Consider the following 22864-nt stretch of genomic DNA (forward strand, 5'->3'; position numbering starts at 1 on the left):
CCATGTCCTTTCGGGAAACACGGCAGCGCTGGCGTTACAATTTTATCCCCGATCATCTGATCGGGGAAATCCTTACCAAGCGCTGGACGGACAGTGCCATTCCGTTCCTGGCGCTGGTCATCACCATCGTTGGCTTCGGCACGGTCATCGACGGATTCTTCAAGCCAGCTTCGCTCAGCGGCTCCACGAGGCAACTGGGCGAATTTTCGATCGTCGTCACGGGGCTCACTATTGTCATGCTGGGTGGCGGCATCGATCTCTCTGTGGGCTCGATCTTTGCCCTCGCTGCCTTTGCGGCTGTTTCTTCGCTCTTCATCTTCGACCTCCCGATTTGGGTGGCCCTGTTCGCTGCCATCTCGGTCGGTGCCGTTTTCGGAGCAGTCAACGGCTTTCTGATCGGCTACGTACGGCTGCGTGCCTTCCTGACGACTCTTGTCACCTTTATTATCGGCCGCGCGATTTACGACATACTCGTGGTCAATTTTGCCTCTCAGGTTCAGCTCTCGGACGTAACGTCAGACACCTGGGACTTCATCGGCGATGGCACTGTCTTTGGCATCCCTATCAGCGTCGTCGTCGCACTTTTCATCGCCCTTCTCGCACATATCGCCCTCACCCGTTCTCGACCCGGCTGGCACATCCTGGCAGTCGGTGGCTCGCGCCGCTCGGCCCACAATGCTGGCATCCAGGTGCGCGAAACTGTCTTCATGACCTATGTCATTTCCGGTATCTGCTGTGGCGTGGCGGCATTCCTGTTTGCCTGCCGTTTGAGTGGGGCCGGGCCGGGAACAGGCCACAACCTCGAAATCATGGCGCTGACCGCCGCGGTCGTCGGCGGTAACAGCCTCGGCGGCGGGCGTGGCTCCATCGTCAAAGGGTTGATGGGCGCCGTCATTGTTCTGGTCATGACAAACGGGCTTATTCGCCTCGGCTATGGCACGGGCACCAATCAAATGGTGCTGGGTGTAATGCTCGCCGCTGCCGTGACGCTCGACATACGTTGGCTCAAGAACCGCCACAAGGTGCTCAACGAAGTCTATGTGGCACCTATATATCAGCGCATGGGCGACACCCAATCGGCCGAACCTGGTTCCGGCTCACCCTATGCGCTCAACAACGATCTCGCCAAGACGACCTATATCGGCCTGGGAGAGCTGGAGGGACCAGAAGACGTCATCCTGGACGCCAACGATCATCTCTATTGCGGCACCCGGCACGGCGAGATTATCCGCTTTTTCGCGCCCGACTATCAGAAGTCCGAAGTATTCGCCCATACCGGCGGATTTCCGCTGGGCCTGGCCTTTGACCGCGCGGGCAACCTTATCTCCTGCGTCGGCGCTATGGGGCTCTATTCTATCTCCAGGGACCGAACCGTCACCAAACTCACCGCGGAGACACGCCGCAGCTGGACCTCGGTCGTCGATGACGCGCGCCTGCGCGACCCCAATGATTGTGACGTTGCGCCGGACGGTCGAATCTTCTTCACAGATTCTACCAAGCGCTACGATGCCCATGACTGGGCGCTGGATTCGATCGAGGCTCGCCCGACAGGCAGGTTGCTCTGCTATGATCCAGCGACAGGCAAGACCACGACGCTGCTCGATAACTTACTTTATGCAAATGGCGTCTGCATCGCCCATGACGGACAATCGCTGTTCCTTGCCGAATCCTGGGCATGCCGTGTCCATCGTTACTGGTTCGACGGGCCAAAGGCTGGCCAGGTCGAATGCGTCATCAAGGACATGCCGGGCTATCCCGACAACATAAACCGCGCTTCCGACGGTACCTATTGGATGGCCTGGCTCGGTATGCGGACGCCGAGCTTCGATCTCTCGCTCCGCCACCCAGCCATGCGCAAGCGCATGACGCGCCGACTGCCGCAGGATGAATGGCTGTTCCCTAATATCAATACCGGCGGGGTCGTCAAATTCGATGAAACCGGCAAAATCATCGCGACGCTCGGCGATCTTACTGGCACGTCGCATCCGATGGTGACCTCCATGCGCGAACACAAGGGCGACCTTTTTGTGGGTGGCATTCTCAACAACCGTATCGGCCGTCATAGACTCTCCGGCGCAGATCCTGATTGGACGGGCCTCACATCATACTGGGGTGGGGCCAAATGATCTTCGACCCCATCCTCGACCTCTTCCGAGGCAAAGCGGTGACGATCCCACCGCTCGACGGTGCCTTCCGACCGAATATGGTTCTGGACGAGGCGCAAGTTCAGCGCGATGTCGCAGCCCCGGACAACCTCTGTGCGGCCGGCGGCCGGATCCTGTTTTCGTCGGGTCCGGACCTTCATCAGATGAATGCGACCAGCTCAACAATCCTCGCCAACTTCGAGGCATCCATCTCCGCAATCGCCTTGGCACAGGATGGCTTGCTGGCTCTCGCCTTGGACAATGGCCGATTGTTTGTGGGCGACAACGAGATCACTTTGCCAGACGAGATGCGCTGCCTGACGGCACTGTGCTTCGGCCAGGACAATATGCTCTATGCCTGCAACGGCTCAAGCGCTCATAAGCCCAGCGACTGGGTCATGGATCTGATGGCCGCGAACGCGCTGGGATCAATCTGGCAGATCGACCTCGCGCGCGGCAAGATCGGGGCCCTGGCCACCGGCCTTGCCTTTCCGCATGGCCTCATGCTGACGGCCGACGGAAGGTCTTTGCTTGTCGCCGAAAGCTGGAAACATCGCCTGCTGCGCGTGCCGCTCGACGGGACAAAGCCGATACCTGTCCTGGAGAAGCTGCCTGGCTATCCGGCGCGCCTGTCCCCGGCCCGTGACGGCGGCGCCTGGCTTAGCCTCTTCGCCCCGCGCAACCGATTGGTGGAGTTCGTCCTCCAGGAACCGGCCTACCTCGCCGACATGCTGCAATCGGTACCGCGGCCCTATTGGATCGCCCCCAGCCTGTCGTCAGGAACCAGCTTCCTCGAACCCCTGCAATGCGGTGGCATCAAGACCATGGGCATTCACAAGCCTTGGTCGCCCAGCCGCTCCTATGGGCTGGCAGCGCGACTGGACAGCGCCTGCCGCCCAGTCACCAGCTTCCATAGTCGTGCGAACGGCAACCGCCACGGCGTGACCAGTGTGGTCGAGATAGGCACGTCTTTGCTGGTCGGGGCGAAGGGCGGTGATGTCATCCTCGATGTTGATCTATCAGCGCTGGTGGCATGATGACAGACCCGATCATTGAAATGCAGAAAGTCACCAAGGCCTATCGTGGCGTACCGGCGGTGCGTGAGATCGACTTCGATCTGCGTTCCGGCGAAATCCACGCGCTGCTCGGTGAAAATGGCGCCGGCAAATCGACGCTTACCAAGATCATGGCCGGTGTGGTCGAAGCCACCAGCGGTCGCATGCTCTATCGCGGCCAGGAGGTGGCATTCAAGACACCGCATGAGGCCCTGCAGGAGGGCATCGCCATGGTGTTCCAGGAAACCAGTCTGGTACCGTCCATGACGGTGGCGCAGAACCTCTATCTCGGCGAAGAGAAGTTCCTCAACAGACTGCGCGGCATCTACATCTCAGCCCAGCAGTTCCTGCAATCGCTGAATTTCCCGGTAGATCCCGCGGCCATCGTGGAAACGCTTGGCTCCGCGAAACGGCAGATGGTCGAAATCGCCCGCGCCGTTCATCACAATGCCGAGGTGATTATCTTCGATGAACCGACCGCGACGTTGACGCCAGAGGAGAAGCGCCATTTCTTTGCCCTCATGCAGCGTTTGAAGGCGCGGGGCGTCTCTATCGTCTTTATCAGCCATGCGCTGGAGGAAGCTCTGGCGCATGCCGACCGCATCACCATCCTGCGCGACGGCGAGCATGTCATCACCGCAAATGCCGCAGACTTCGACCGTGACAAGATCGTGCGTGCCATGGTCGGGCGCGCGCTGTCCGACGAACTCTACGGGAAGCACCGCGATGTCGCGACCCTGCGCAAGGCCGGCGCTAAGGTGCTGTCGGTAGAAGATATTTCGATGGGTGCCGTCGTGCGCAACAACTCCTTCTCGGTCTTTGAGGGGCAGATCACGGGCGTGTTCGGCCTTATCGGCTCCGGCCGGACGGAGACCTTCAAGATCGTGTCCGGCATCTACAAACGCGACTTCCTGCGCGGTGGCGAAATACAGCTCGACCACCGGCCGGTGCGTTATGTCGTGCCCCGCGAGGCCGTGCGTGATGGCATCGTCTATGTGACCGAGGACCGCAAGGCCGAGGGCTTCTTTGAAACGATGTCTATCGCCGAGAATCTCTTTTCCGGCCTGCTCGCCTCGGGCCGCGAGAAGCACAGCTATGTTTCCTTGCGCGAGATGCAGGCATTGGCGGCGGAATGGAAGGGCACGCTTAACATCCGCGCCATCAACGACAATGCCCGCGTGGTTGAACTCTCCGGCGGCAACCAGCAGAAGGTCGTGATCGGCAAGGGATTGGTGCAAAAGCCTCGAATCATCATCTTCGACGAGCCGACCCGAGGTGTCGATGTCGGCGCCATCGCCGAAATCCATCAACTGATCAACCGCCTGGCCGATGAAGGTCTCGCCGTCGTGGTGATCTCATCCTATCTGCCGGAGATCATGAATCTGTCGGACCGCATTCTGGTTTGCCGCCAGGGTCGCATTGTCGAGGAGTTCTCGCCGACCGATGCCACGGAGGAGAAGATCATGTATGCTGCAGTTCACTGACGAAGGATCAACGCCATGGCGACCGTAAAGCTGCCGAGCATTGCCGAGGCCGAGAGGAATCCGGCCGTGAAGGAAGTCTTCGACGATATCCGCGCCACGCGGAAGTCCGATTTCATCAACAACATATGGCGCGGACTGGCCGGCAGTCCCGATCTCCTGAAGCGAGTCTGGGCGCAGATCAAGATCGTCATGGCAACGCCCAGCGAATTCGATCCGCTCACCAAGGAGTTGATCTACATCGCCGTCTCAACCGCCAACGGCTGTTCCTATTGCGTCCATTCCCACACAGCGGCGGCCCGCGCCAAGGGCATGACCGACGCACAGCATGCGGAACTGATGGCAATCATCAGCCTCGCCGGCCAGACCAATCACCTGGTGACGGCAATGCAGATCCCGCTAGACCCGGAGTTCGAGGTGAAGGCGTGATGGCCGCTGCCTCCAGTCGGATCCTGGCGGACGAGCCTTGAGTCTATCCAGGACCGGACCTTTTCTTGGGTGCCGCGCGCAATAGCCGGTCCGTGATCGCTGGCGACAGCGTACCGAGCAGCCAGGCAATGAAGGCAGTGGGCAGGGGAAAGGCAATCCGTGCCTTGTTGCGTCCCAGCCCCCGCATGATGATCTCGACCGCGCGTTCCGGCGGCATCAGGAAGGGCATTGGAAAATCATTGACCGCTGTCATCGCGGTCGTGACGAAGCCCGGCATGATCACGCTGACGCCGATGCCCAAATCCGCCAGATCGCCGCGCAATCCCTCACCCCAGACCTTGACCGCCGCCTTCGAACCGCAATAGGCAGGCGCACTTGGAAAACCCCGATGTCCGGCGAGCGAGGCCATGATCGCGATCTGGCCGCGGCCGGACTTTGCCATCAAGGGCACCACCGGCAGAACCGTGTTGAGAACGCCGTCGACGTTGACGGCAAAGATAGCACGCACCTGCGCATCGCTCTCCGGCCCATCCGAGGTGCCACCCGAAATGCCGGCATTGGCGATGACCAGATCCAATTCTCGCAACTTATGCGCCTCGGCGATCCACTGCGCCATTTCCGCCGCCATTGTTACATCGACAACGCGCGTATTGACCTCGGCACCTTTGGCGCGACATGCCGACGCCAGCTCGGCCAGCAGGTCGCCCCGGCGGGCACCAAGATGGAGCGTGACGCCGGTCCTGGCATAGCCCGTGGCCAGCGCCGCCCCAAGCCCGGAGCTGGCGCCGGTGATAAGAATGGATCGAAAGGACTTGCTCATTTTGCCTCTTTGGGTCGGTCGCCGCATGATCGCAATCTCAACCGGCCCAGCCACGGCTTGCCAGCGGACAGAGCTTCCGTGATGATGGTGGCTCTTTACAAGGGGGTATGCCGTGTCGATCGCCAGCATGACCGGATTCGCGCGCACCAGCGGCGCAGTCGGTGACTTTTTATGGACCTGGGAACTCAAGACCGTCAACGGGCGCTCGCTTGACGTCCGCTGCCGTGTGCCCCAGGGGTTCGAGGCGATGGACGGGCTGGTGCGCCAGGCTGCGGCCGAACATCTCAAGCGCGGCAACCTGTCGGCCAATCTCAGTGTCGATGAGATTGCCAGCCGGGGGCGCCTGACCGTCAATCGCGGAGCGCTGGATCAGGTCCTGGCGCTGGTCGGCGAATTGCAGGGCAAGCTCGATGCCCGCGCACCCAGCATCGATGGTCTCCTTGGTCTCAAAGGTGTGCGGGAGGTGGAAACGCCGTTGGTCGATGCTGACATCATGGCCAAGCGACAGCTGGCAATCGAATCCGGCCTGAAGCTGGCAATGACCGAACTTGGCGCCATGCGCCGGGTCGAGGGCGGGCGCCTCGGCAAAATGGTGCTGAGCCATCTCGACGAAGTCGAACGGCTCCGTGTTGCCTCTGTCGCAACCGCGGGCGCCCAGCCGCTCAATATCCGCCTGCGCCTGGAAGAACAGCTGAAGCAGTTGATGCCCGAAGGCGTACCGGTCGAACCGGAACGCCTGGTGCAGGAATTGGCCATCATCGCCGGCCGTGCAGATGTCAGAGAGGAAATCGATCGCCTCGCAGCCCATGTGGCGGCGGCGCGCGACCTGATCTCCAAGGGAGGCGCGGTCGGCCGCAAGCTCGATTTCCTGTGCCAGGAATTCAACCGCGAGGCGAACACATTGTGTTCCAAGGCGGCCGATCTGGCCTTGACCAACCTGGGGATCGAGCTTAAGGCAGCGATCGAACAGTTGCGTGAGCAAATCCAGAATATTGAGTGAGACGAGAACTGTGACCGATTCCGCTTCCGACAATTCGGGCTTCGTTGACATCCGCCGTCGCGGGCTGATGCTGGTCCTCTCCTCGCCTTCTGGTGCCGGCAAGACGACGATTTCACGCCGCCTGCTGGATCTCGAGCCACAGATCGCCCTCTCCGTCTCGGCTACTACCCGGGCAAAACGCCCTGGCGAAACCGCCGGAATCGACTACCATTTCGTCGAACCCACTGAGTTCAACCTGATGATCAATCGCGGTGAGTTCCTGGAATACGCCAAGGTATTCGATAATTACTACGGCACACCGAAGGCGCAGGTTGCCAAGGAGATTGCGCGCGGCCGCGACATCCTGTTCGACATCGACTGGCAGGGCACGCAGCAATTGGCCCATAACGCCCGCGAAGACCTCGTAAGCGTGTTCGTGCTGCCGCCGACCACGCGCGAGCTTGAACGGCGCCTTCACACGCGCGCGCAGGACAGTGCCGAGGTCGTTGCCAAGCGTATGGCCAAGGCCGCGGATGAAATGAGCCACTGGGCCGAATACGACTACATCATCGTGAACCACGACATTGATTCAAGCGTCGATAGCGTGCGCGCCATCCTGCGCGCCGAGCGCCTGCGCAGGCAGCGTCAGATCGGGCTCACCGACTTCGTGAAGGGCCTCAGAGAGGGCCAGTAGCAGCACCTGGCCCGCGCCGCGCCTTGAAGGCCCGCGCCAGCGCGCAGAACTCTTCGATCGTCAGCTCTTCGCCCCGTGCCGTCGGCGCGATGCCGGTGGCAACCAGCACCTCTTCCGCCTGGGGCGACACCTGCCGCAGGGATTGCCGCAACATTTTGCGGCGTTGGCCAAAGGCCGCCGCCGCCACCTTCTCCAACATCTCCGCATCGGCCGGATAAAGCGGCTCCGCGCGGGGAATGAGCTGAACCACGGTCGACGTTACTTTCGGGGGTGGCGTGAATGCCCGCGGCGGCACATCGAACAGGCGCTTCACATCGGCTCGCCATTGCGTCGCGATACTGAGGCGGCCGTAATCCTTCGTGCGTGGCTTAGCGGTAAGTCGGTCAGCGACTTCCTTCTGGAACATCAGGGTCAAGCTGGCAAAGGCCGTGCCGGAATCAAGCCAGGCCAGCAGCAGGGGTGTTGCAACATTGTAGGGTAGATTGGCAACGATCCGCCGCGGTGCCTGGCCCAGTTTCGCGGCATCAACCTTGAGTGCGTCGCCGTCGATAATCTGCAGGCGGCCGGGATAGGCGGCGGCGATTTCCGCAAGAATGGGCTGAAAGCGGCGATCCCGCTCGATCACGATAACCTCGCGCGCACCATGATCGAGGAGTGCGCGCGTGAGCCCACCCGGCCCCGGCCCGATTTCGATGACGCTGCCCGTATCCAGGGGCGCCGCGGATCGGGCAATCCGCCCGGTCAGATTGAGATCAAATAGGAAGTTCTGCCCCAGCGCCCGGTTGGCACTCAGCCCATGACGCGCGATGACATCCCTGAGCGGTGGCAGCGGATTGACCGGCGGCGAACCCTGCCGCTTGCCCGGATTGAAACCGGACTCTTCATCGGCGTCGTCCGCGCCGTGGCCGATCATAGCCGGATATCGATCACCGCGGCCCGGCGCAGATCCGAAAGATAGCCGCGCGCCAGCGTGTCCAGCCTTTGGCGCCCCAGCCGATCGGCGACGCTGACTCGCGACAAGGCAGCGTCATCACCACCGCCGCGGTTGCAGACAACATAAATGCCAATACCACGCGCAGTCCGGACAGGCGGGCTCGGTTCACCGATCGGCTGGTTGAGTGCAAAGGGTTGCACCTCGACAGGAAGGTCATTGACCAGCACATTGCCGAGGCTCCGATGGACGCCCGGCTTGGCATCCGGCGCAACAGTGTTCATATCGCCGCAGGATTGCACCCGGGGATCAGAGTATTGGCCTGCGAGATCGCACTGTCGATTTCGGACTCCGCGGCATTGGACGGCAGCGACCAGAAAATCTGCTCCATCTCCACGGTGCCGGCCAACACGGCCGTCACATCGATAACGCGGGTCCCCTTCACCAACACGACATAGTAGCCGCCGGCGCCGCGCACGGGCCCGCCGACTTGCCCCGGCGGCAGCGCCTGCACAACCTGGGCAACCGGCGGATCGAGCATGTCGAGCCGTACCCAGCCCCAATCGCCGCCGCGGATCGCCCCCTGATCCTGGGAGAACTCCGTGGCCAGGGCGGCAAAGTCGGCGCCATGCTCCAATTGCTCCTTCAAACGCTGGGCCGATTGCAGAACGCTGGCCTCGTCGCCACTGGCTGAGGACAGGAATATCTGCGACAGGCGAAACTCTGTCTGGCCTTGCGCTGCTTGCATCGCCGCAAGTGCCTGGTCGATCTCTTCGTCGGTGATCTTCACTTGCGACCGGAGGCGGCGCTGAACGAGGCGAGCCCAGCTCACTTCCGTCTTGATCTGGTCCGCCAGGACATCGATCAGGATGCCGTTCGATTCGAGGGTTTGGGCGAATTGATCCGTCGTTATGCCATTGCGCTTGGCGAGATCATCGATGCGCCGCTGAATTTCGGTCGCAGCCACCGGAATGCCCTGCCGCTTGGCTTCTTGCGCCTTCAATCTTTCGTCGATCATCGTTCGCAACAGGGTTGGCAACAATCGCTGCCGTGTCTCCGGCGTGTCGCTGAGTTTTGCCGACAGCATGGCGAGACGCATGCGCATGAAGAGATCGAGTTCCGTGATCACGTCTTCGTTGACAACAGCCACGATCTTCAGCGCGTCCTGGGCGGATGCCGGCGTCATCGGCATGGTCGCTGCGCCCAGCACACACGCGGCGCCAATCAGAAATGCGCGAAGTTTCATCATACTCATCGTCATAAACTCTTGTCCCAAGCTCAGGCAGCAAGGATAGCTCGCCACGCGGCGTTAGAAATTGGATCCGATATTGCCAAGGTTGGTGAACCGGAATTGCACCATGGCCGTGAAATCTCCACTCGAATCTTCGTCGTCGCTCTCGGGCGAATAGGCGGCATTGAGCATCATGCCAAAGCACTCATCCTGATACTCGAGCAGCGACCCGATAGCAATCAGCTCGGAATCATGAATGTCATAGGTTCCTTGGGTACCAATGGTCCAGAACTCACCAAGCTTCGCGCGCACGCCCGCGCTGACCTGTTCTTCTTTGCTGTCCTCGACGTCGTTCTCGAGCTGGATATAGTGCAGATCGACACGGAATTCTTCCGGCCCCGCGCTTAGTCCGAGATCCTGACGATTCATGTCCAGGTCATCGAGGTCGAGCCGGAAGCGATATGTCATATCGAGCCAGTCCGACGGCACAACCGCAATTCGCCCAACCAGGTCGGAAAGATCCTCATCGATACCGCTGCCGTCGCGCAGTTCGTCGTTGTCGTTCCAGAAACGCAGACTCTGCCCGAGGAATACATCCGCATAACCGCCTTCGGGCAGATAACCGGTCCACTCGAAACCGTAATTCAGGCGCGATCCGGAGTCGACGCGATCCAGTCCCGAAAAGCGATCTGGATCGAACACTTTTGTGTCATCCCACTCAAAGGCCCGGCTGTCATCATTCGGAATCTCACCGACATTGCAGCAATCCGGCGCCAGCACCAACTGCGCGATCGGCTGGAATACCTGGGTGATCGTCTCGCCCGGACGCACGAATGGATAGCGCCACTTCAGGCTCGCTTCCGGAAAGAAGCGACCAGCCACGCCATCAAAATCATCACCGCCGCCAGTCACGCTGTCGGAATCTTCGTCGACATCGTTAACGACATAAAGGTCGCTCTGAAACGAGAGCTTCAATTCGTAAATGTCGCCGATCGAACTGGTGTAGGGCAGCGTCCAGTTGGGGCTGACCGAGAAACGCAGCGAATCCCGCTCATCCACCCGCACAATGTTCTGGATGTTTGCATTGAGGCCCCAATAGGCGCCGTACTGCCCTGGTTCGCCGACAAAATTGTAGTTGAGCGACGGCAGAACCATCGGCGCGTTGTCGGATTCCAAAATCCTTGTCGGTCGACTGGAACCCCATGGCGCGCGCGTCAAAATAGGAGCGACCAAAGAAACCCTCGGCCCAGAGCTGGCTTTCCAGCCAATCCGGCGATCCGAAATGGTATTGGCTGAGATAGGATTTGTCGGTTGCAACCTTGCTGTTGAAACCCCAGCGCCAATCCCGATTGATCTCGAACAGGCCGTCGCCTTCAAAATGGCCGCGCAGTTCGTTGTTCTTGACGATCGAGGTATTGTCGTTGCCGACGCGGTCCTCATAGGTGCCCGAGAGTTCAAGGCGGAAGCCGCCATCGCGTACGCGCTGCCGGTATTCAATGTCGCCGACAGCGCCGGCCGAATCAGGATCTCCGCCGATGCGCACGATTGGCGTGACCGTTAGGTCCTTATCCGGCCCCAGCGTCACGAAGTACGGCTGAGCATATTGCGTCCCGGCGCGACCCGATGAGTAGCTGAAGCGCGGCTCAAGCAGCCCCGACATCCGCGCGACGCCTGGTTCGGGATGCTGGAAATACGGTGTCCAGAAGATCGGCACCCCCACATTTCCATCCAGGCGTTGTGATAGGTGATCGTCTGCTCGGTGGAATCCTGGACGACGTCGCGTGCCTTCACCTGCCAGACAGGTTGACGGGATGGGTCCGTCCTGCAGGGAATGCAGGGCGTATAGACGGCATTCTTGAGTACCATTTTGTTGCCGCCGACGCGCTGCGCCGTCGCTGCGGCCATGCGCGACTGGTCCTTGAACAGGGCTTTGAACCCCTGGACGATACCGTCGTTGAAATCCTCGCTGACATCGGCGTAATTGCCAAACAGCGTATCGCCGTTGGGCATCAGCATGGCGACATTGCCATTGGCCGTGACGGTCTTGGTCCGTTCGTTATAGGTCAGCGTGTCGGCCATGATGATCTTGTCGCCGCGCTGGGCCTCCACGTGGCCGCGCGCAACATAGATGCCGAAATCCTCGTCATAGCCGACTTCGTCGGCGACCAGATGGACCGTATCATCGGCTTTGGCGACACTGATTGTCCCCACGGTCACGAGAGTGCCGTAGAGGGCAGCGCCGAAGGCTGAACCCAACAAATCGAACCGCGCCAAAGTCGCTACCCCCAAACCGCCCTGTTCAATATTTTAGGTCCCGGCCTTTGGCAGCCGGAAACCGGGGCTAAAGTACCACGCCATGACCATTCGTCCACAGATTTCAGTAGGTTGGCGTATATTGACTGGGATGCTCAGGCATTGGCGGACCAAATCCCTTTGTGCTAAGGCTTCACCCTACATCATCTGGCGAATCGTCCCCCCGACCCGGTCGACGCGACGCCGCATTCAGGCAATTTCCTGCCGCCATCGCGGCCCCGTTCCCGGGTCTCGGCCACCGGAAAATTGCGAAAAAGCAGGAGAATCAAGATGAAGGTCGCCTTTTCCAAACCTGAGTTGCCGAGCCAAGGCGCCTACATCGTCGGCGTGCTCGAGGGACGCAAGCTGACGAACGCTGCCGCGCAGGCGGAAAAGGCGACCAAGGGCGCGGTTTCACGCGCCCTCAATGCCAGCCGTTTCAAGGGTGGCCATGACGAGCAGTTGATCCTGCTGGCCCCGCAGGGACTGGATGCCAGTCGACTGATTCTGAGCGGATTGGGCAATGCGGCCAAGCTGGATGGCTTTGCTCTTGAAGCGATCGGCGGTCGCCTCGTCGCTGCCCTTAACGGCGCCGGCGAGCGCGAAGCCACCATTGCCGTCGAAACAATTGCTGGCTGCAATCTCAGCGAAGGCGAGATGGCGGCACGTATCGCGGCCGGGGCGCGCCTGCGTTCCTATCGGTTCGACAAATATCGGACCAAGGAGAAGCCCGAGCATAAGCCCACCCTGAAGAAGCTGACGATCACCCTGGGTGACCCCGCCAGCGCCAAGAAGGCATTCGATTCGCTCGACAAGATCGTCGATTCCGTCCTCGTCACCCGCAACCTGGTCTCGGAACCCGCCAACATCATCTACCCGGCCACATTGGCCAAGGAAGCGAGCCAGCTCGCAGAGCTTGGCGTGACCGTCCAGGTTCTCGGTGAAAAAGAAATGAAGAAGCTTGGTATGGGCGCCCTTCTCGGCGTCGGCCAGGGCTCCGAGCGCGAAAGCCAGCTCGTCACCATGGAATGGAACGGCGCCGGCGACAGCAAGGCGAAGCCGATCTGCTTCGTTGGCAAGGGTGTCACCTTCGATACCGGCGGCATCTCGATCAAGCCGGCTGCCGGCATGGAAGACATGAAGTGGGACATGGGCGGTTCGGCCGTCGTGATCGGCGTGATGCGCGCCCTCGCGGCCCGCAAGGCAAAGGTCAACGCGGTCGGCGTGATCGGCCTGGTCGAAAATATGCCCTCCGGCACGGCGCAACGCCCGGGTGATATCGTGACCTCGATGTCCGGCCAGACCATCGAGGTCCTGAACACGGATGCCGAAGGTCGCCTGGTCCTCGCCGACGCCCTCTGGTACGCGCAGGAGAACTTCCGGCCGCGCGCGATCGTCGATCTTGCCACCTTGACCGGCGCCATCATGGTCGCCCTTGGCACCGAACATGCGGGCCTCTTCGCCAATGACGATGATCTGTCCGACAAGCTGGTCGCTGCCGGCAAGGCGACGGGTGAGTTGCTTTGGCGCATGCCGCTGGCACCCGCCTATGACCGCCTGATCGATACCCCCGCGGCCGACATGAAGAACATCGGCGGCCGTTATGGCGGCTCGATTACCGCGGCGCAGTTCCTGCAGCGCTTCATCCACAAGGGCACGCCCTGGGCGCATCTTGACATCGCCGGCGTGACCTGGAGTGAGAAGGACCGCGCGACAACACCCAAGGGCGCCACGGCTTTCGGTGTGCGGCTGCTGGAGCAGTTGGTCGCGCGGGAATACGAAGACAAATAACCAGCGATATGGCGGAGATCCGCTTTTATCATTTGACGAAGTCGCGATTGGAGGATGCGCTGATACGCCTCCTCCGTCGCGTCGTCGACCGCCAGGACCGGGCCGTCGTCATGGCCGGGTCGAGCGAACGGGCGGAGGCGCTCAATGCTCATCTGTGGTCATTCGACCCGGCAAGCTTCCTGCCCCACGGTTCGGCCCGCGACGGCAATGCGGCCGAGCAGCCGATCTACCTGACGGCGCGTTGTGAAAACCCCAACGGCGCCAAGCTCCTGATGCTGTGCGACGGCGCCGAACCGCCAGCTGCCGCTGACCTTGCGGCACAGGGATTTGACATGGTTTGCGCCCTGTTCAATGGCCAGGACGAAGACGCGCTGGCGGCGGCGCGGGGTAGTTGGCGAACCTACAAGGCGGCCGAGCAACGTCTTGTTTACTATCAGCAGGACGAGGACGGCGCCTGGGTCGAAAAGGCGCGCCAGTAACTGCGGATCGGCCACCGGATTTCTTACATCATGGTGCAGGCAATGCCGTTCTGAGCTTGCTGCCACTAGACTTCCAGCAGCGTTGGCCTATCCTTTTCTCTGGCCTCGGACGCGCTGTCGGCGAGCCATTTCCACCGCGCGTGTCGGCCGATACAAGCTTCCTGGATGGCCGGAAAACTGCGCACAAAATGAGACAAATTGATTCCATTCGCAGGCGCCTTCTCGGCGGCCGCAAACTCGATGATAGTGGCGTTGCGATCATCGAATTTGCGCTGATTGCCCCGGTCCTGTTTCTGATCACGTTCGGCATCATCGAACTCGGCATGATGATGGCGACATTGACCAGCCTGGAAGGCGGCCTCAAGGAGGCATCGCGCTATGGCATCACCGGGCAGAGCCCGGACGATGCCACGCGCATTGAGAAGATCCGGACGATCCTCGATCAGCACACGATCGATCTTGTCGATTTCAGCGAGGCCACTTTTACCGTCAAGACCTATCCAAGCTTCTCCATGGTCGGGCAGCCGGAACCCTTCGTCGACAGCGGTCCTGGGGACCCGGATGATCCAAACCCTTGTCACAACGACAAATATGACGCGGATCCTCTGCGCGGCGAATCCTTTACCGATCTCAACGGCAATACGCAGTGGGATGAGGATATCGGCGAGGACGGCGCCGGCATGGGGGGCGAGGTCGTTTCCTACACCGTCCAGGTGCCGTGGCACATCATGACGCCGGTCTTTGACAAGGTCCTGGGCAAGGGCGGGTCGCTGCCTTTGCAGGCGACCATCGTGGTTCGGAACGAACCCAACCTTTATCAGAATCCATAGGCCGAACGATGCGCAGAGCCTGGTCGAAGTCCGGCATCAAGCAGTTGAAGACCGCTGAGAGCGGTTCCATGGCCGTCGAGATGGCATTGTTTCTGTTCTTCTTTTCGACGCTTTTCCTCGGCACTTTCGAGGTGCCGCGCTTTCTGCTGCTGGGTCAGAAAGTTGAGCGGGCGTCGGCGTCGATGGCGGATCTCGTGGCCCAGATCGATCCGTCGCAGGGCAATGTCGAGGCCAAGATCGACGACCTGTTCGAGGCCGCCAACGGGCTGCTGGAAGGATATGACCTGCAGACCAAGGGCCGAGTCATCGTCTCCTCGATCGCCAATCCGACCGGCGATGCCGAGGTGATCTCCTGGCAGATCATGAGCCCCGGTAGCTTTGATGCGATTAGCAAATTAGGCGTTGCCGGTGCCGCGCCGACCCTGCCCGGCGATCTTGTCGTGCGTGAGGGGGAGAACATTATCGCGGCCGAGATCGTGTTCCTGTACGAGCCGCTGTTCGGGTCGATCATCTATGATCCGCGGACACTTTATGCCCGCTCGTTCACCCGCCCGCGCTTCACCAACCTCACCGACGTCCCGGACTGACGCCCCAAAAAAACTGGCATTTCAGGTCAGTTTCCGGGGGATATCTGCACGTTTCCGGGGGATATCTGCAAGTTTCCGCGCTGGCCCACGGGGCCTGGCGCCGGCAGCCCACCCGGATCGATCTCCGGGGGCTGGCAGCAGCCTTTACTTGGCGAGGCGGAGGACCGAGAGGCTGGCCGCGATCTTCTTGAAGGCGGTCTGCAGGGCGGCCGGAGTCATTGGCCTGGTAGTAGTAGGGCGCTCCCGGCTCCGTCGCCACGGATTGCAGCAGGGTCTTGAGCGACGTGCTCGGGTCGTCATATTGCACGACGTAGATCTTGACACCCTTGGCGGGGTCCGCGCCCTTGATGGTGGCCGCGAGCTTCTTCAGGCGCTCATTCAGATTGTTGTTGGTGGTGCCGCTGATCTTGCCATGCTTGTTGGTGGTGCCGGCACCGTTGTCGGGACCGAACACGCCCTTATAAGCATCGCCATTCTCGCCGGTGATCTGACCGTCGGTCAGCAACACGATGGCCTGGGTCCGCGTGAAGGGCGTTGACGCCTTGGCCTCGTTGAAGGGTTCGCCGGCCATCAGCACTTCCCAGGCCCAGTACAGACCCTGGGGCGCATTGGTATTGCCCTTTGGCACCGAGCCCGGCGGTGCATAGAGACCCTCGATCGAATTCACCACCAGCTGCTTGCTGGCGGCATCGCGCACACCCTGTAACGGCAGGATGCCGTGGGTGAGTGTCGGCGTGCAGTCGCTGGTGCTGGCGTAACCCTGGCCCGGATTGCCTTTCACCCAATAGCCGGGTGCAAGCGGAATGCTGGGCGGTGCGCCATTGTCGGCCGCCCAATTCGGACGGTCGGGATCGGCCACATCGTCGTTCCAATAGGCCTGGCTGCAGCTCTTCTGCGAACTCTTCCAGGCCGCACCATAGTTGTTGTTGTTGGGGTAGGTGCCGCTGATCGGCTCACCCTCCTGCGGCGGAATAGGTTCGAAGGCGAGCCAATCCTTGGTGCCAAATCGCGTGTAGCCGAGCTTGAGGTCGCCGTCATTGCTTTCATCGTTCGGCACCGCGGGGGTCGCCCCAGCCGGCGCCCGATAATCGTCGATATAGCGGGCATAGACGCCGCCGTTCCAACCGGCCGGCGGTATGCTCAGCAGGCGGACGGGGAAATATTCGTGACATAGACTGCGTTCTGGTTGACGCCGGTGACCGGGTTCACGAAGGGCGGGTTGATGGTCAACGTCGAGGTGGCAGCCGGGTCATAGGCAGCATTGCTCACGGCCGCATTGTAGCGAATATTGACCTTCGCGTTCCACGGCACCATGCCGATGTTGAGCAAGGAATAGTCGATGCCGTTGAGCGTCACCGATTTAGGGTTGGGGTCGGCATAGAGCGTGTCGATCAAGGTCTTCGCGGCCGTCTCGGCGGCCTCGATCTTGGTGCAGGGCGAGCACATCGAGCCCGACATGTCGATGGCGATGACAACATCGAGCCCGTTGAGGCCGCGCACGGCGCTGGCGGCGGCGCCCACGGTGATGGTGTCGAAACCCAGCACCGACATCAGCGTGGAATCGATCGTCGCCTTGGCGTTCACGCTGACCGTGTTGGTATCGATATCGGTATCGATATACGGCCCGTCGACCGTGGCATCGAGGTCGCCGGCCGGGAAGTTCGCCGCGAAGAACATGTTGATGTCGCTGTTGACATTGTCGGAGCCCAGCGACTTGGCACCCGCGAGGGCCGCCGCGTCGAGCGCCTGGGAGAGGCGCGCCTTCACCATGTAGCCGCGCGCCGTATCGATCGCCATGCCGGCACAGCCGATGAAGACGGTGAGGGAAATGCCAACCCAGACAGCGACCGAGCCGCGCTGATCTCGACCAAATCGGCCGAGGAATCCAGTTGGCCGGCCGATGGTCCGGGACGTCAGCAATTTGCCCATAATGGCTTCCTCTCAGTTCCGCCAAACCGATCCAAATGGACATGGTTCAACGCGCGCCGACATGCGCTGGTCATTTCCTCAAAGCAACATCAGCCGCCGCAGCGGCCAGGTATTTCGCACCCGGCCAATGGCCTCAGTAGGGGGCGATGATCGTTCCGGGCTGGCCGCTGACCGCGCCACCAACCGCACTGCCAGCCTGTCCCGTGCCGCGATTGGAATCCGCCACACCCTGAGCCGTCTGCCCTGCGGCAGCACCCAGTTCAGCCGATGGATCGCCCGGCACCGCGCCGCCGCCAACACCAGCCGCGGAACTGCCGCCACCCTGGGCGCGCACCGAGGCATAGGTCGTGCCGGCCGGACCCAGCACCTGCACGCAACGGGTGAGACAGGTCCAGCTCCGCTCGGTGATGACATTGCTGCCCGGCGAGATAATCGAGACCTGGCGATCGTCTTCCGGCATCACGATGATGACGGCGTCATAGAGCACCGTATTGTCGGATCCCAGGACCATCATGTTGGTTTCGCCCGGCACCTTGCCGAACACCACCACCTGGCCGGACCCTTCCAGGGTCACGTCGATGACCTTGGGATCGCCGATGATGATGCTGCTGACGCCGCCGCCGAACGACATGATCTCTGCCTTGCGCCAGGTGATCGAGACCACGTCGCTGGCAAGTGCCGGCACCGCCATCGCGCTGATGGTCGCCAGCGTCAACGTGGCGAGAGTGGCCGTAACGATCGCACGCATGAGGCACCTCTATCTTTGTCTGGCGCGGGCCAGATCGAAAGTGCATCCTAGCGCCAATCGAGTTTCGCCTCAATGAAATTTCCTATGTAACTGTTGGATTTAGCTTGGATTTGTGCGAAACTACTTGAATGTCGTTCAGAGCCGTGAGGGCCAGTCGATGATGATTGCCAGGAATAGCGCGCTGGGGTTTGGCCGGGGATTGCCAGGATCATCCTGGCGGCCGGAATCATGGGCATGGCCGCCGGTTGCGAAACGATGAGCGGCGCCTCGGACAAGAACATGGCGACCAATGCGGATGGCGCCCCCGTCGCCAAGCCGTCCGAACTGGACCCCCAGATCCGGCTCGCGGCATTGCAGGCGGAAGCGCAGAACAATTACCTGGAAGCGGCCCAGCATTACCAATCGCTGCTGACCCGCGATCCCCAGAACATGGAATTTGCCCTGGGACTGGTGCGCAACCTGCGCTTTGCCGGCAGCACGCCGCAGGATATCGACATCATCAACCAGCTTATCGCGAGATCCGGCCGGACGCCGCAATTGTTGACCGAACTCGGCAAGTCCTATGTCTCGAGCGACAAGATGAACCTTGCCATTCCGATCCTGGAAGAGGCTTGCGCGATACCGGGCGCCACCTGGGACAGTTTTTCGGCGCTGGGCGTCGCTCTCGATTACGAAGGCGAGTTCGATCGCGCGCGACAGGCCTACTCCCAGGCGCTGCTGCTGTCGCCGCGCAATCCCGATGTCCTCAACAATCTGGCTTTGTCCCAGGCCCAGGCGGGCGACCTTGATGGCGCCATCCAGACGCTCGGCCAAGCCGTCGACCAGGCCAGCGCCTCGCCGCAGGTCAGGCAGAATCTCGCGCTGATGCTGGCCCTCAAGGGGGACACCGTGGGTGCCGAGCGCCTGGCGCGCAAGGATCTGCCGAAGGATCTCGCCGATCTCAATGCCGAGTATTACCGCTACCTCGCCAGCAGCGACTGAGTTTCACGCGTGGCCGCTGCAAGGCCCGCGTCAACCACCTGTCGTCACTTGAACGTCGCCGACACTTTGATGACGATCGGCACGATGATGACGATGAACAGCACCGGCAGGAAGAACACGATCATCGGCACGGTGAGCTTTGCCGGCAGGGAGGCGGCCTTTTTCTCGGCCGCCATCATGCGCTCCTCGCGATTCTCCTGCGAGATCGTGCGCAGGCCGACGGCGATCGGGGTCCCGTATTTTTCCGCCTGGACCAGGGTGGTCGAGAGTGACTTGAAACTGCGCAGCCCGGTGCGGACGGCCAGATTTTCGAAGGCGACGCGGCGATCGCCGAGGAAAGCCAGCTCGGCCGCTGTGATGCCGATTTCCTCGGCGAGCTCAGGTGCCGATTCCGCCATCTCCTCGGTCACTTTCTGGAAGGCGGCCTCGATCGACATGCCCGCCTCGACGCAGATCACCATGAGGTCGAGGGTGTCCGGGAAGGCGCGCCGCAGTGCCGCCTGGCGCTTGTGAATGCCGTTGCGCAGCCACAGATTGGGAAAGACATAGCCGAAGGCCGCCGCCGCGATGGCGACACCAAGATGCAATTCCGCCGATTTGTTCGGCAAGGCGATCGACATATAGAGATAGCCGCCGATCAGCAGCACGATCGGCGCGGCGATGCGGGCGAAGATGAAGCGCACCGGCGTCGAGGGGTGGCGCCAGCCGGCCTGCTGAAGCTGCACGCGCAGCTCCTTGGCCTGCAGCAGATTCTCCATTTTGAAGAGGTTGATGATGGCGCGCATCATGCCTTCCTGCCGCGTCGGCATCAGGCGCTTGCGCTGCTGGAACTGTTCCTGCTGCTTGACCCGCAACTCCTCGCGCCGCACCGCCACGGATTTCAGGCGGTTGGCGAAACTGTCGCGCATGACGAAAGGCAACGCGACCGCCATGACCGAGGCGAAGGCGGCAATGAAGGAAATGACGATGATGAGGGACGGTAGGTTGAGGCCGAAGTTGAAGTCCTGCATGTCCGGCCTCAGATATCGAAATGGATCATCTGCCGCATGACCAGCGAGCCGATGAGCATCATGACGATCCCGATGCCGATCCACAGATTGCCGGTCGTGGTCGTGAACAGCAGCTTGATCAGATGTGGCTGCAGGACGGCAAGCGCACCACTGAGAATGAAGGGCAGCGAGCCGATGATGGCGGCCGACGCCTTGGCTTCGCTCGACATCGCCGTGACCTTGTCACGCATGCGCTTGCGTGAGCGGAGCACGTCGGAAAGCTTGGCCAGCGTTTCGGCGAGATTGCCGCCGGTCGTCTGCTGGGTGATGAGCACGATGGTGAAGAAGCGCACTTCCGGCGTCGGCACGCGGTCAGAGAGGCGCTGCAGCACCTCGCCCATCGTCATGCCGAGCTTGATGCCCTCGTTCACCAGCGTGATTTCGGGACCGATCGGCGCCGGCATTTCGCGCGCCACGATGTTGAGGCACTCGCCGACCGTCAGGCCGGAGCGGACGCCGCGCACGATGATGTCGATGGCATCGGCGAAATAGGTGGTGAACTTCGCCTTGCGGCGCTTGGTTAGGAAGCTCAGCAGCAGCTTCGGCAGACCGAACGCCCCGATCGGCAAGGCGACCGGCCACACGAAGCTGGGGGCACCCATCAGCCAGGCGAGGAATGCGAGGGTCACGCCGCTGACGGCTGACAATATCATGAAACGCTTGGGCGACATGGTGAGGCCGGCATGGACCAGGGCTTCCCGCAGCCGTGCGCCGGCGCCGCTGGCTCAGCGCTTCGGCTTCCTTGAGCTTTGCCACGACCTGTTTCTTACGCCCGGCAAGTTGCTGTTCCTTGCCAGCGCCTTTGCCGTCGCCCGCATAGTGGGGGCCGGTGCCGACGACCGCGGCGATGCGTTTCTTCATGCGCGCGCGCGGCGCGCCAACCACAGCCACGACGGCCAGAATGACCAGCAGCAGCGCTATCCCCGCCACGCCGGCGAGCAGCAGGATCTGCGGCATCATTTCGGCAACCTGGCTAGACACTGCTCTCCTCCATGACATCCGCCAGTTCGCGCTCCTTGCCGAAATAGCGGACCCGCTCATAGAAGGCCGGCCGGAGGCCTGTCGAGCGATGTCGGCCGACGATGCGGCCCTGCGCGTCCTCGCCCTGGATTTCGTAGATGAACAGATCCTGCAGCGTCACCACCTCACCTTCCATACCGACGATCTCGCTGATATGGGTGATCTTTCTGGACCCGTCGCGCAGGCGCGAGGCCTGGACCACGACATTGACCGCGCCGGCGATCTGCTCGCGCACCGTCTTGGCCGGCAGCGTGTAGCCACCCATGGCGATCATGTTCTCGATACGCGAGATGCATTCGCGCGGGTTGTTGGCATGGATGGTGCCCATCGAGCCGTCATGGCCCGTGTTCATGGCCTGCAGAAGATCAAAGGCCTCAGGCCCGCGGACTTCGCCGACGATGATCCGTTCCGGGCGCATACGCAGGCAGTTGCGCACGAGATCGCGCATGGTCACCTGGCCGACACCTTCGAGGTTGGGCGGGCGCGTTTCCAGGCGCACCACGTGCGGCTGCTGCAGCTGCAGTTCTGCCGCTGTCCTCGCAGGTGATGATACGTTCGTTGCGGTCGATATAATTGGTGAGGCAGTTCAACAAGGTCGTCTTGCCGGAGCCGGTACCGCCCGAGATGATGACGTTGAGCCGGCAATGACCGATGATCTCGAGCAGCCGGCCGCCGGGGTTGGAGATCGTGCCGAACTTGACCAGCTTGTCGAGCGTCAGCCGGTCGCGCTTGAATTTTCGAATGGTGAGGGCCGGCCCGTCGATGGCGAGCGGCGGGGCGATGACGTTGACGCGCGAACCGTCCTGGAGGCGCGCATCGCAGATGGGGCTGGATTCATCGACGCGCCGGCCGACCGCCTGCACGATGCGCTGGCAGATGTTCATCAGCTGCTGGTTGTCACGAAACTTGATGTCGGTGAGCTGGATGAGGCCGTCGGTCTCGATATAGACCTTGTCATAACCGTTGACCATGATGTCGGCGATGTCATCGCGCGCGAGCAGCGGTTCAAGCGGCCCCAGGCCCAGGATGTCGTTGCAGATGTCGGTGATCAACTGCTGCTGTTCGACCGCCGACAGCATCAGGTTGCGCATGTTGATGATTTCGCCGACGATCTCGCCGATCGCCTCGCGCACCGATTTGTGATCGAGCTTGGCGAATTCGCCGAGGTCGACGGTGGCCATCAGGTCGTTGAAGACACTGACCTTGACCTCGCTCAACCGGCTGTCCATCTCGGCCGAGCGCGTGTTGGGCGCCATCGAGACATTGCCGGAGGTGGCGGCCGCCGTGGCAACGGGCAGTTGCGCCGTCTTCTCGACAGCGTCGGTCTTGGGCGGTGTCTTGTCGCCCGCTGTCCCGATTGGCGTGTTGCGCTTGCCGAACATCAAAAATTTCCC

24 protein-coding genes and 1 pseudogene are annotated in these 22864 nt (G+C 61.6%); 12 read left to right on the forward strand and 13 right to left on the reverse strand.

Annotation, left to right across the window (positions count from 1 at the left end; genetic code table 11):
* The first annotated feature begins 2 nt into the window (after nucleotides 1-2).
* From IPK59_18715 to IPK59_18730, 4 genes are read left to right on the forward strand one after another with little or no spacing between them, the layout of a single operon-like run.
* Entirely contained in the window at nucleotides 3-2126 is a 2124-nt protein-coding gene (locus tag IPK59_18715; GenBank protein MBK8160704.1) for an SMP-30/gluconolactonase/LRE family protein, read from the forward strand.
* Nucleotides 2123-3181, forward strand: a complete 1059-nt coding sequence (locus IPK59_18720; protein MBK8160705.1) for a hypothetical protein — start codon at nucleotides 2123-2125, stop codon at nucleotides 3179-3181. The genes IPK59_18715 and IPK59_18720 overlap by 4 nt, the downstream gene beginning before the upstream one ends.
* Nucleotides 3181-4683: a sugar ABC transporter ATP-binding protein gene (locus IPK59_18725; protein MBK8160706.1), complete on the forward strand. Its 1503-nt coding sequence runs from the start codon at nucleotides 3181-3183 to the stop codon at nucleotides 4681-4683. The genes IPK59_18720 and IPK59_18725 overlap by 1 nt, the downstream gene beginning before the upstream one ends.
* A 15-nt stretch (nucleotides 4684-4698) precedes the next feature.
* Entirely contained in the window at nucleotides 4699-5109 is a 411-nt protein-coding gene (locus IPK59_18730) for a carboxymuconolactone decarboxylase family protein (protein ID MBK8160707.1), read from the forward strand.
* A 43-nt stretch (nucleotides 5110-5152) separates the two neighbouring features.
* Here the strand turns inward: IPK59_18730 and IPK59_18735 are convergent, their stop codons facing one another.
* Nucleotides 5153-5929 (reverse strand): SDR family NAD(P)-dependent oxidoreductase, encoded by a 777-nt coding sequence (locus IPK59_18735; protein ID MBK8160708.1) that lies wholly within the window; start codon nucleotides 5927-5929, stop codon nucleotides 5153-5155.
* Between the two features lie 127 nt (nucleotides 5930-6056).
* On the opposite strand from IPK59_18735, the gene IPK59_18740 reads away from it, so the two are divergent.
* Together IPK59_18740 and gmk are read left to right on the forward strand one after the other, a co-directional pair.
* The gene (locus tag IPK59_18740; protein ID MBK8160709.1) at nucleotides 6057-6929 is read left to right on the forward strand and encodes a YicC family protein; all 873 of its coding nucleotides are present in this window, start codon (nucleotides 6057-6059) and stop codon (nucleotides 6927-6929) included.
* A gap of 67 nt (nucleotides 6930-6996) precedes the next feature.
* Nucleotides 6997-7602, forward strand: coding sequence for a guanylate kinase (gmk, locus tag IPK59_18745; GenBank protein MBK8160710.1), 606 nt, complete (start codon nucleotides 6997-6999; stop codon nucleotides 7600-7602).
* Here gmk and rsmA read toward each other — a convergent pair.
* The 6 genes from rsmA to IPK59_18775 form a co-directional block, all read right to left on the reverse strand.
* The gene (gene rsmA, locus IPK59_18750; protein ID MBK8160711.1) at nucleotides 7586-8515 is read right to left on the reverse strand and encodes a 16S rRNA (adenine(1518)-N(6)/adenine(1519)-N(6))-dimethyltransferase RsmA; all 930 of its coding nucleotides are present in this window, start codon (nucleotides 8513-8515) and stop codon (nucleotides 7586-7588) included. The two genes, gmk and rsmA, sit on opposite strands and share 17 nt — an antisense overlap.
* Nucleotides 8512-8817 (reverse strand): hypothetical protein, encoded by a 306-nt coding sequence (locus tag IPK59_18755; protein ID MBK8160712.1) that lies wholly within the window; start codon nucleotides 8815-8817, stop codon nucleotides 8512-8514. The genes rsmA and IPK59_18755 overlap by 4 nt, the downstream gene beginning before the upstream one ends.
* The gene (locus IPK59_18760) at nucleotides 8814-9779 is read right to left on the reverse strand and encodes a peptidylprolyl isomerase (GenBank protein MBK8160713.1); all 966 of its coding nucleotides are present in this window, start codon (nucleotides 9777-9779) and stop codon (nucleotides 8814-8816) included. Before IPK59_18760 ends, IPK59_18755 begins: the two co-directional genes overlap by 4 nt.
* A gap of 63 nt (nucleotides 9780-9842) precedes the next feature.
* Nucleotides 9843-10919, reverse strand: a complete 1077-nt coding sequence (locus tag IPK59_18765) for an LPS-assembly protein LptD (GenBank protein ID MBK8160714.1) — start codon at nucleotides 10917-10919, stop codon at nucleotides 9843-9845.
* On the reverse strand, nucleotides 10816-11349 hold the full coding sequence (locus IPK59_18770) for an LPS-assembly protein LptD (protein MBK8160715.1): 534 nt from the start codon (nucleotides 11347-11349) through the stop codon (nucleotides 10816-10818). Before IPK59_18770 ends, IPK59_18765 begins: the two co-directional genes overlap by 104 nt.
* Nucleotides 11346-12038: an LPS-assembly protein LptD gene (locus tag IPK59_18775; GenBank protein ID MBK8160716.1), complete on the reverse strand. Its 693-nt coding sequence runs from the start codon at nucleotides 12036-12038 to the stop codon at nucleotides 11346-11348. The genes IPK59_18770 and IPK59_18775 overlap by 4 nt, the downstream gene beginning before the upstream one ends.
* Before the next feature lie 309 nt (nucleotides 12039-12347).
* Between IPK59_18775 and IPK59_18780 the strand changes: the two genes are divergently transcribed.
* The 4 genes from IPK59_18780 (at nucleotide 12348) to IPK59_18795 (ending at nucleotide 15743) form a co-directional block, all read left to right on the forward strand.
* Nucleotides 12348-13847 (forward strand): leucyl aminopeptidase, encoded by a 1500-nt coding sequence (locus IPK59_18780; GenBank protein ID MBK8160717.1) that lies wholly within the window; start codon nucleotides 12348-12350, stop codon nucleotides 13845-13847.
* Between the two features lie 8 nt (nucleotides 13848-13855).
* A complete protein-coding gene (locus tag IPK59_18785) occupies nucleotides 13856-14326 on the forward strand; it encodes a DNA polymerase III subunit chi (GenBank protein ID MBK8160718.1) in 471 nt (156 codons plus the stop codon).
* Nucleotides 14327-14514: 188 nt separating this feature from the next.
* A complete protein-coding gene (locus IPK59_18790) occupies nucleotides 14515-15156 on the forward strand; it encodes a pilus assembly protein (protein MBK8160719.1) in 642 nt (213 codons plus the stop codon).
* Between the two features lie 8 nt (nucleotides 15157-15164).
* Entirely contained in the window at nucleotides 15165-15743 is a 579-nt protein-coding gene (locus IPK59_18795; protein MBK8160720.1) for a hypothetical protein, read from the forward strand.
* On the opposite strand, the gene IPK59_18800 is transcribed toward IPK59_18795, so the two are convergent.
* The 3 genes from IPK59_18800 to IPK59_18810 all read right to left on the reverse strand — a co-directional run bounded on the left by IPK59_18800 (nucleotide 15724) and on the right by IPK59_18810 (nucleotide 18420).
* Nucleotides 15724-16800, reverse strand: a complete 1077-nt coding sequence (locus tag IPK59_18800; protein MBK8160721.1) for a hypothetical protein — start codon at nucleotides 16798-16800, stop codon at nucleotides 15724-15726. The two genes, IPK59_18795 and IPK59_18800, sit on opposite strands and share 20 nt — an antisense overlap.
* Before the next feature lie 83 nt (nucleotides 16801-16883).
* On the reverse strand, nucleotides 16884-17672 hold the full coding sequence (locus tag IPK59_18805) for a hypothetical protein (GenBank protein ID MBK8160722.1): 789 nt from the start codon (nucleotides 17670-17672) through the stop codon (nucleotides 16884-16886).
* A 133-nt stretch (nucleotides 17673-17805) separates the two neighbouring features.
* Nucleotides 17806-18420, reverse strand: coding sequence for a pilus assembly protein N-terminal domain-containing protein (locus tag IPK59_18810; protein ID MBK8160723.1), 615 nt, complete (start codon nucleotides 18418-18420; stop codon nucleotides 17806-17808).
* 234 nt (nucleotides 18421-18654) lie between these two features.
* Between IPK59_18810 and IPK59_18815 the strand changes: the two genes are divergently transcribed.
* Nucleotides 18655-19401: a tetratricopeptide repeat protein gene (locus IPK59_18815; protein MBK8160724.1), complete on the forward strand. Its 747-nt coding sequence runs from the start codon at nucleotides 18655-18657 to the stop codon at nucleotides 19399-19401.
* A gap of 44 nt (nucleotides 19402-19445) precedes the next feature.
* Here IPK59_18815 and IPK59_18820 read toward each other — a convergent pair whose 3' ends face one another.
* On the reverse strand, nucleotides 19446-20411 hold the full coding sequence (locus IPK59_18820) for a type II secretion system F family protein (protein MBK8160725.1): 966 nt from the start codon (nucleotides 20409-20411) through the stop codon (nucleotides 19446-19448).
* Nucleotides 20412-20419: 8 nt separating this feature from the next.
* Nucleotides 20420-21103 (reverse strand): type II secretion system F family protein, encoded by a 684-nt coding sequence (locus IPK59_18825; GenBank protein ID MBK8160726.1) that lies wholly within the window; start codon nucleotides 21101-21103, stop codon nucleotides 20420-20422.
* Here IPK59_18825 and IPK59_18830 point away from each other — a divergent pair.
* Entirely contained in the window at nucleotides 21102-21446 is a 345-nt protein-coding gene (locus tag IPK59_18830) for a hypothetical protein (protein MBK8160727.1), read from the forward strand. The genes IPK59_18825 and IPK59_18830 overlap by 2 nt on opposite strands.
* On the opposite strand, the pseudogene IPK59_18835 reads toward IPK59_18830, so the two are convergent.
* Nucleotides 21424-22852: pseudogene (locus IPK59_18835) on the reverse strand (CpaF family protein). The gene IPK59_18830 and the pseudogene IPK59_18835 sit on opposite strands and share 23 nt — an antisense overlap.
* Nucleotides 22853-22864: the final 12 nt, after the last annotated feature.

This window comes from Rhodospirillaceae bacterium, assembly GCA_016712715.1.
Taxonomy (GTDB): domain Bacteria; phylum Pseudomonadota; class Alphaproteobacteria; order Dongiales; family Dongiaceae; genus Dongia.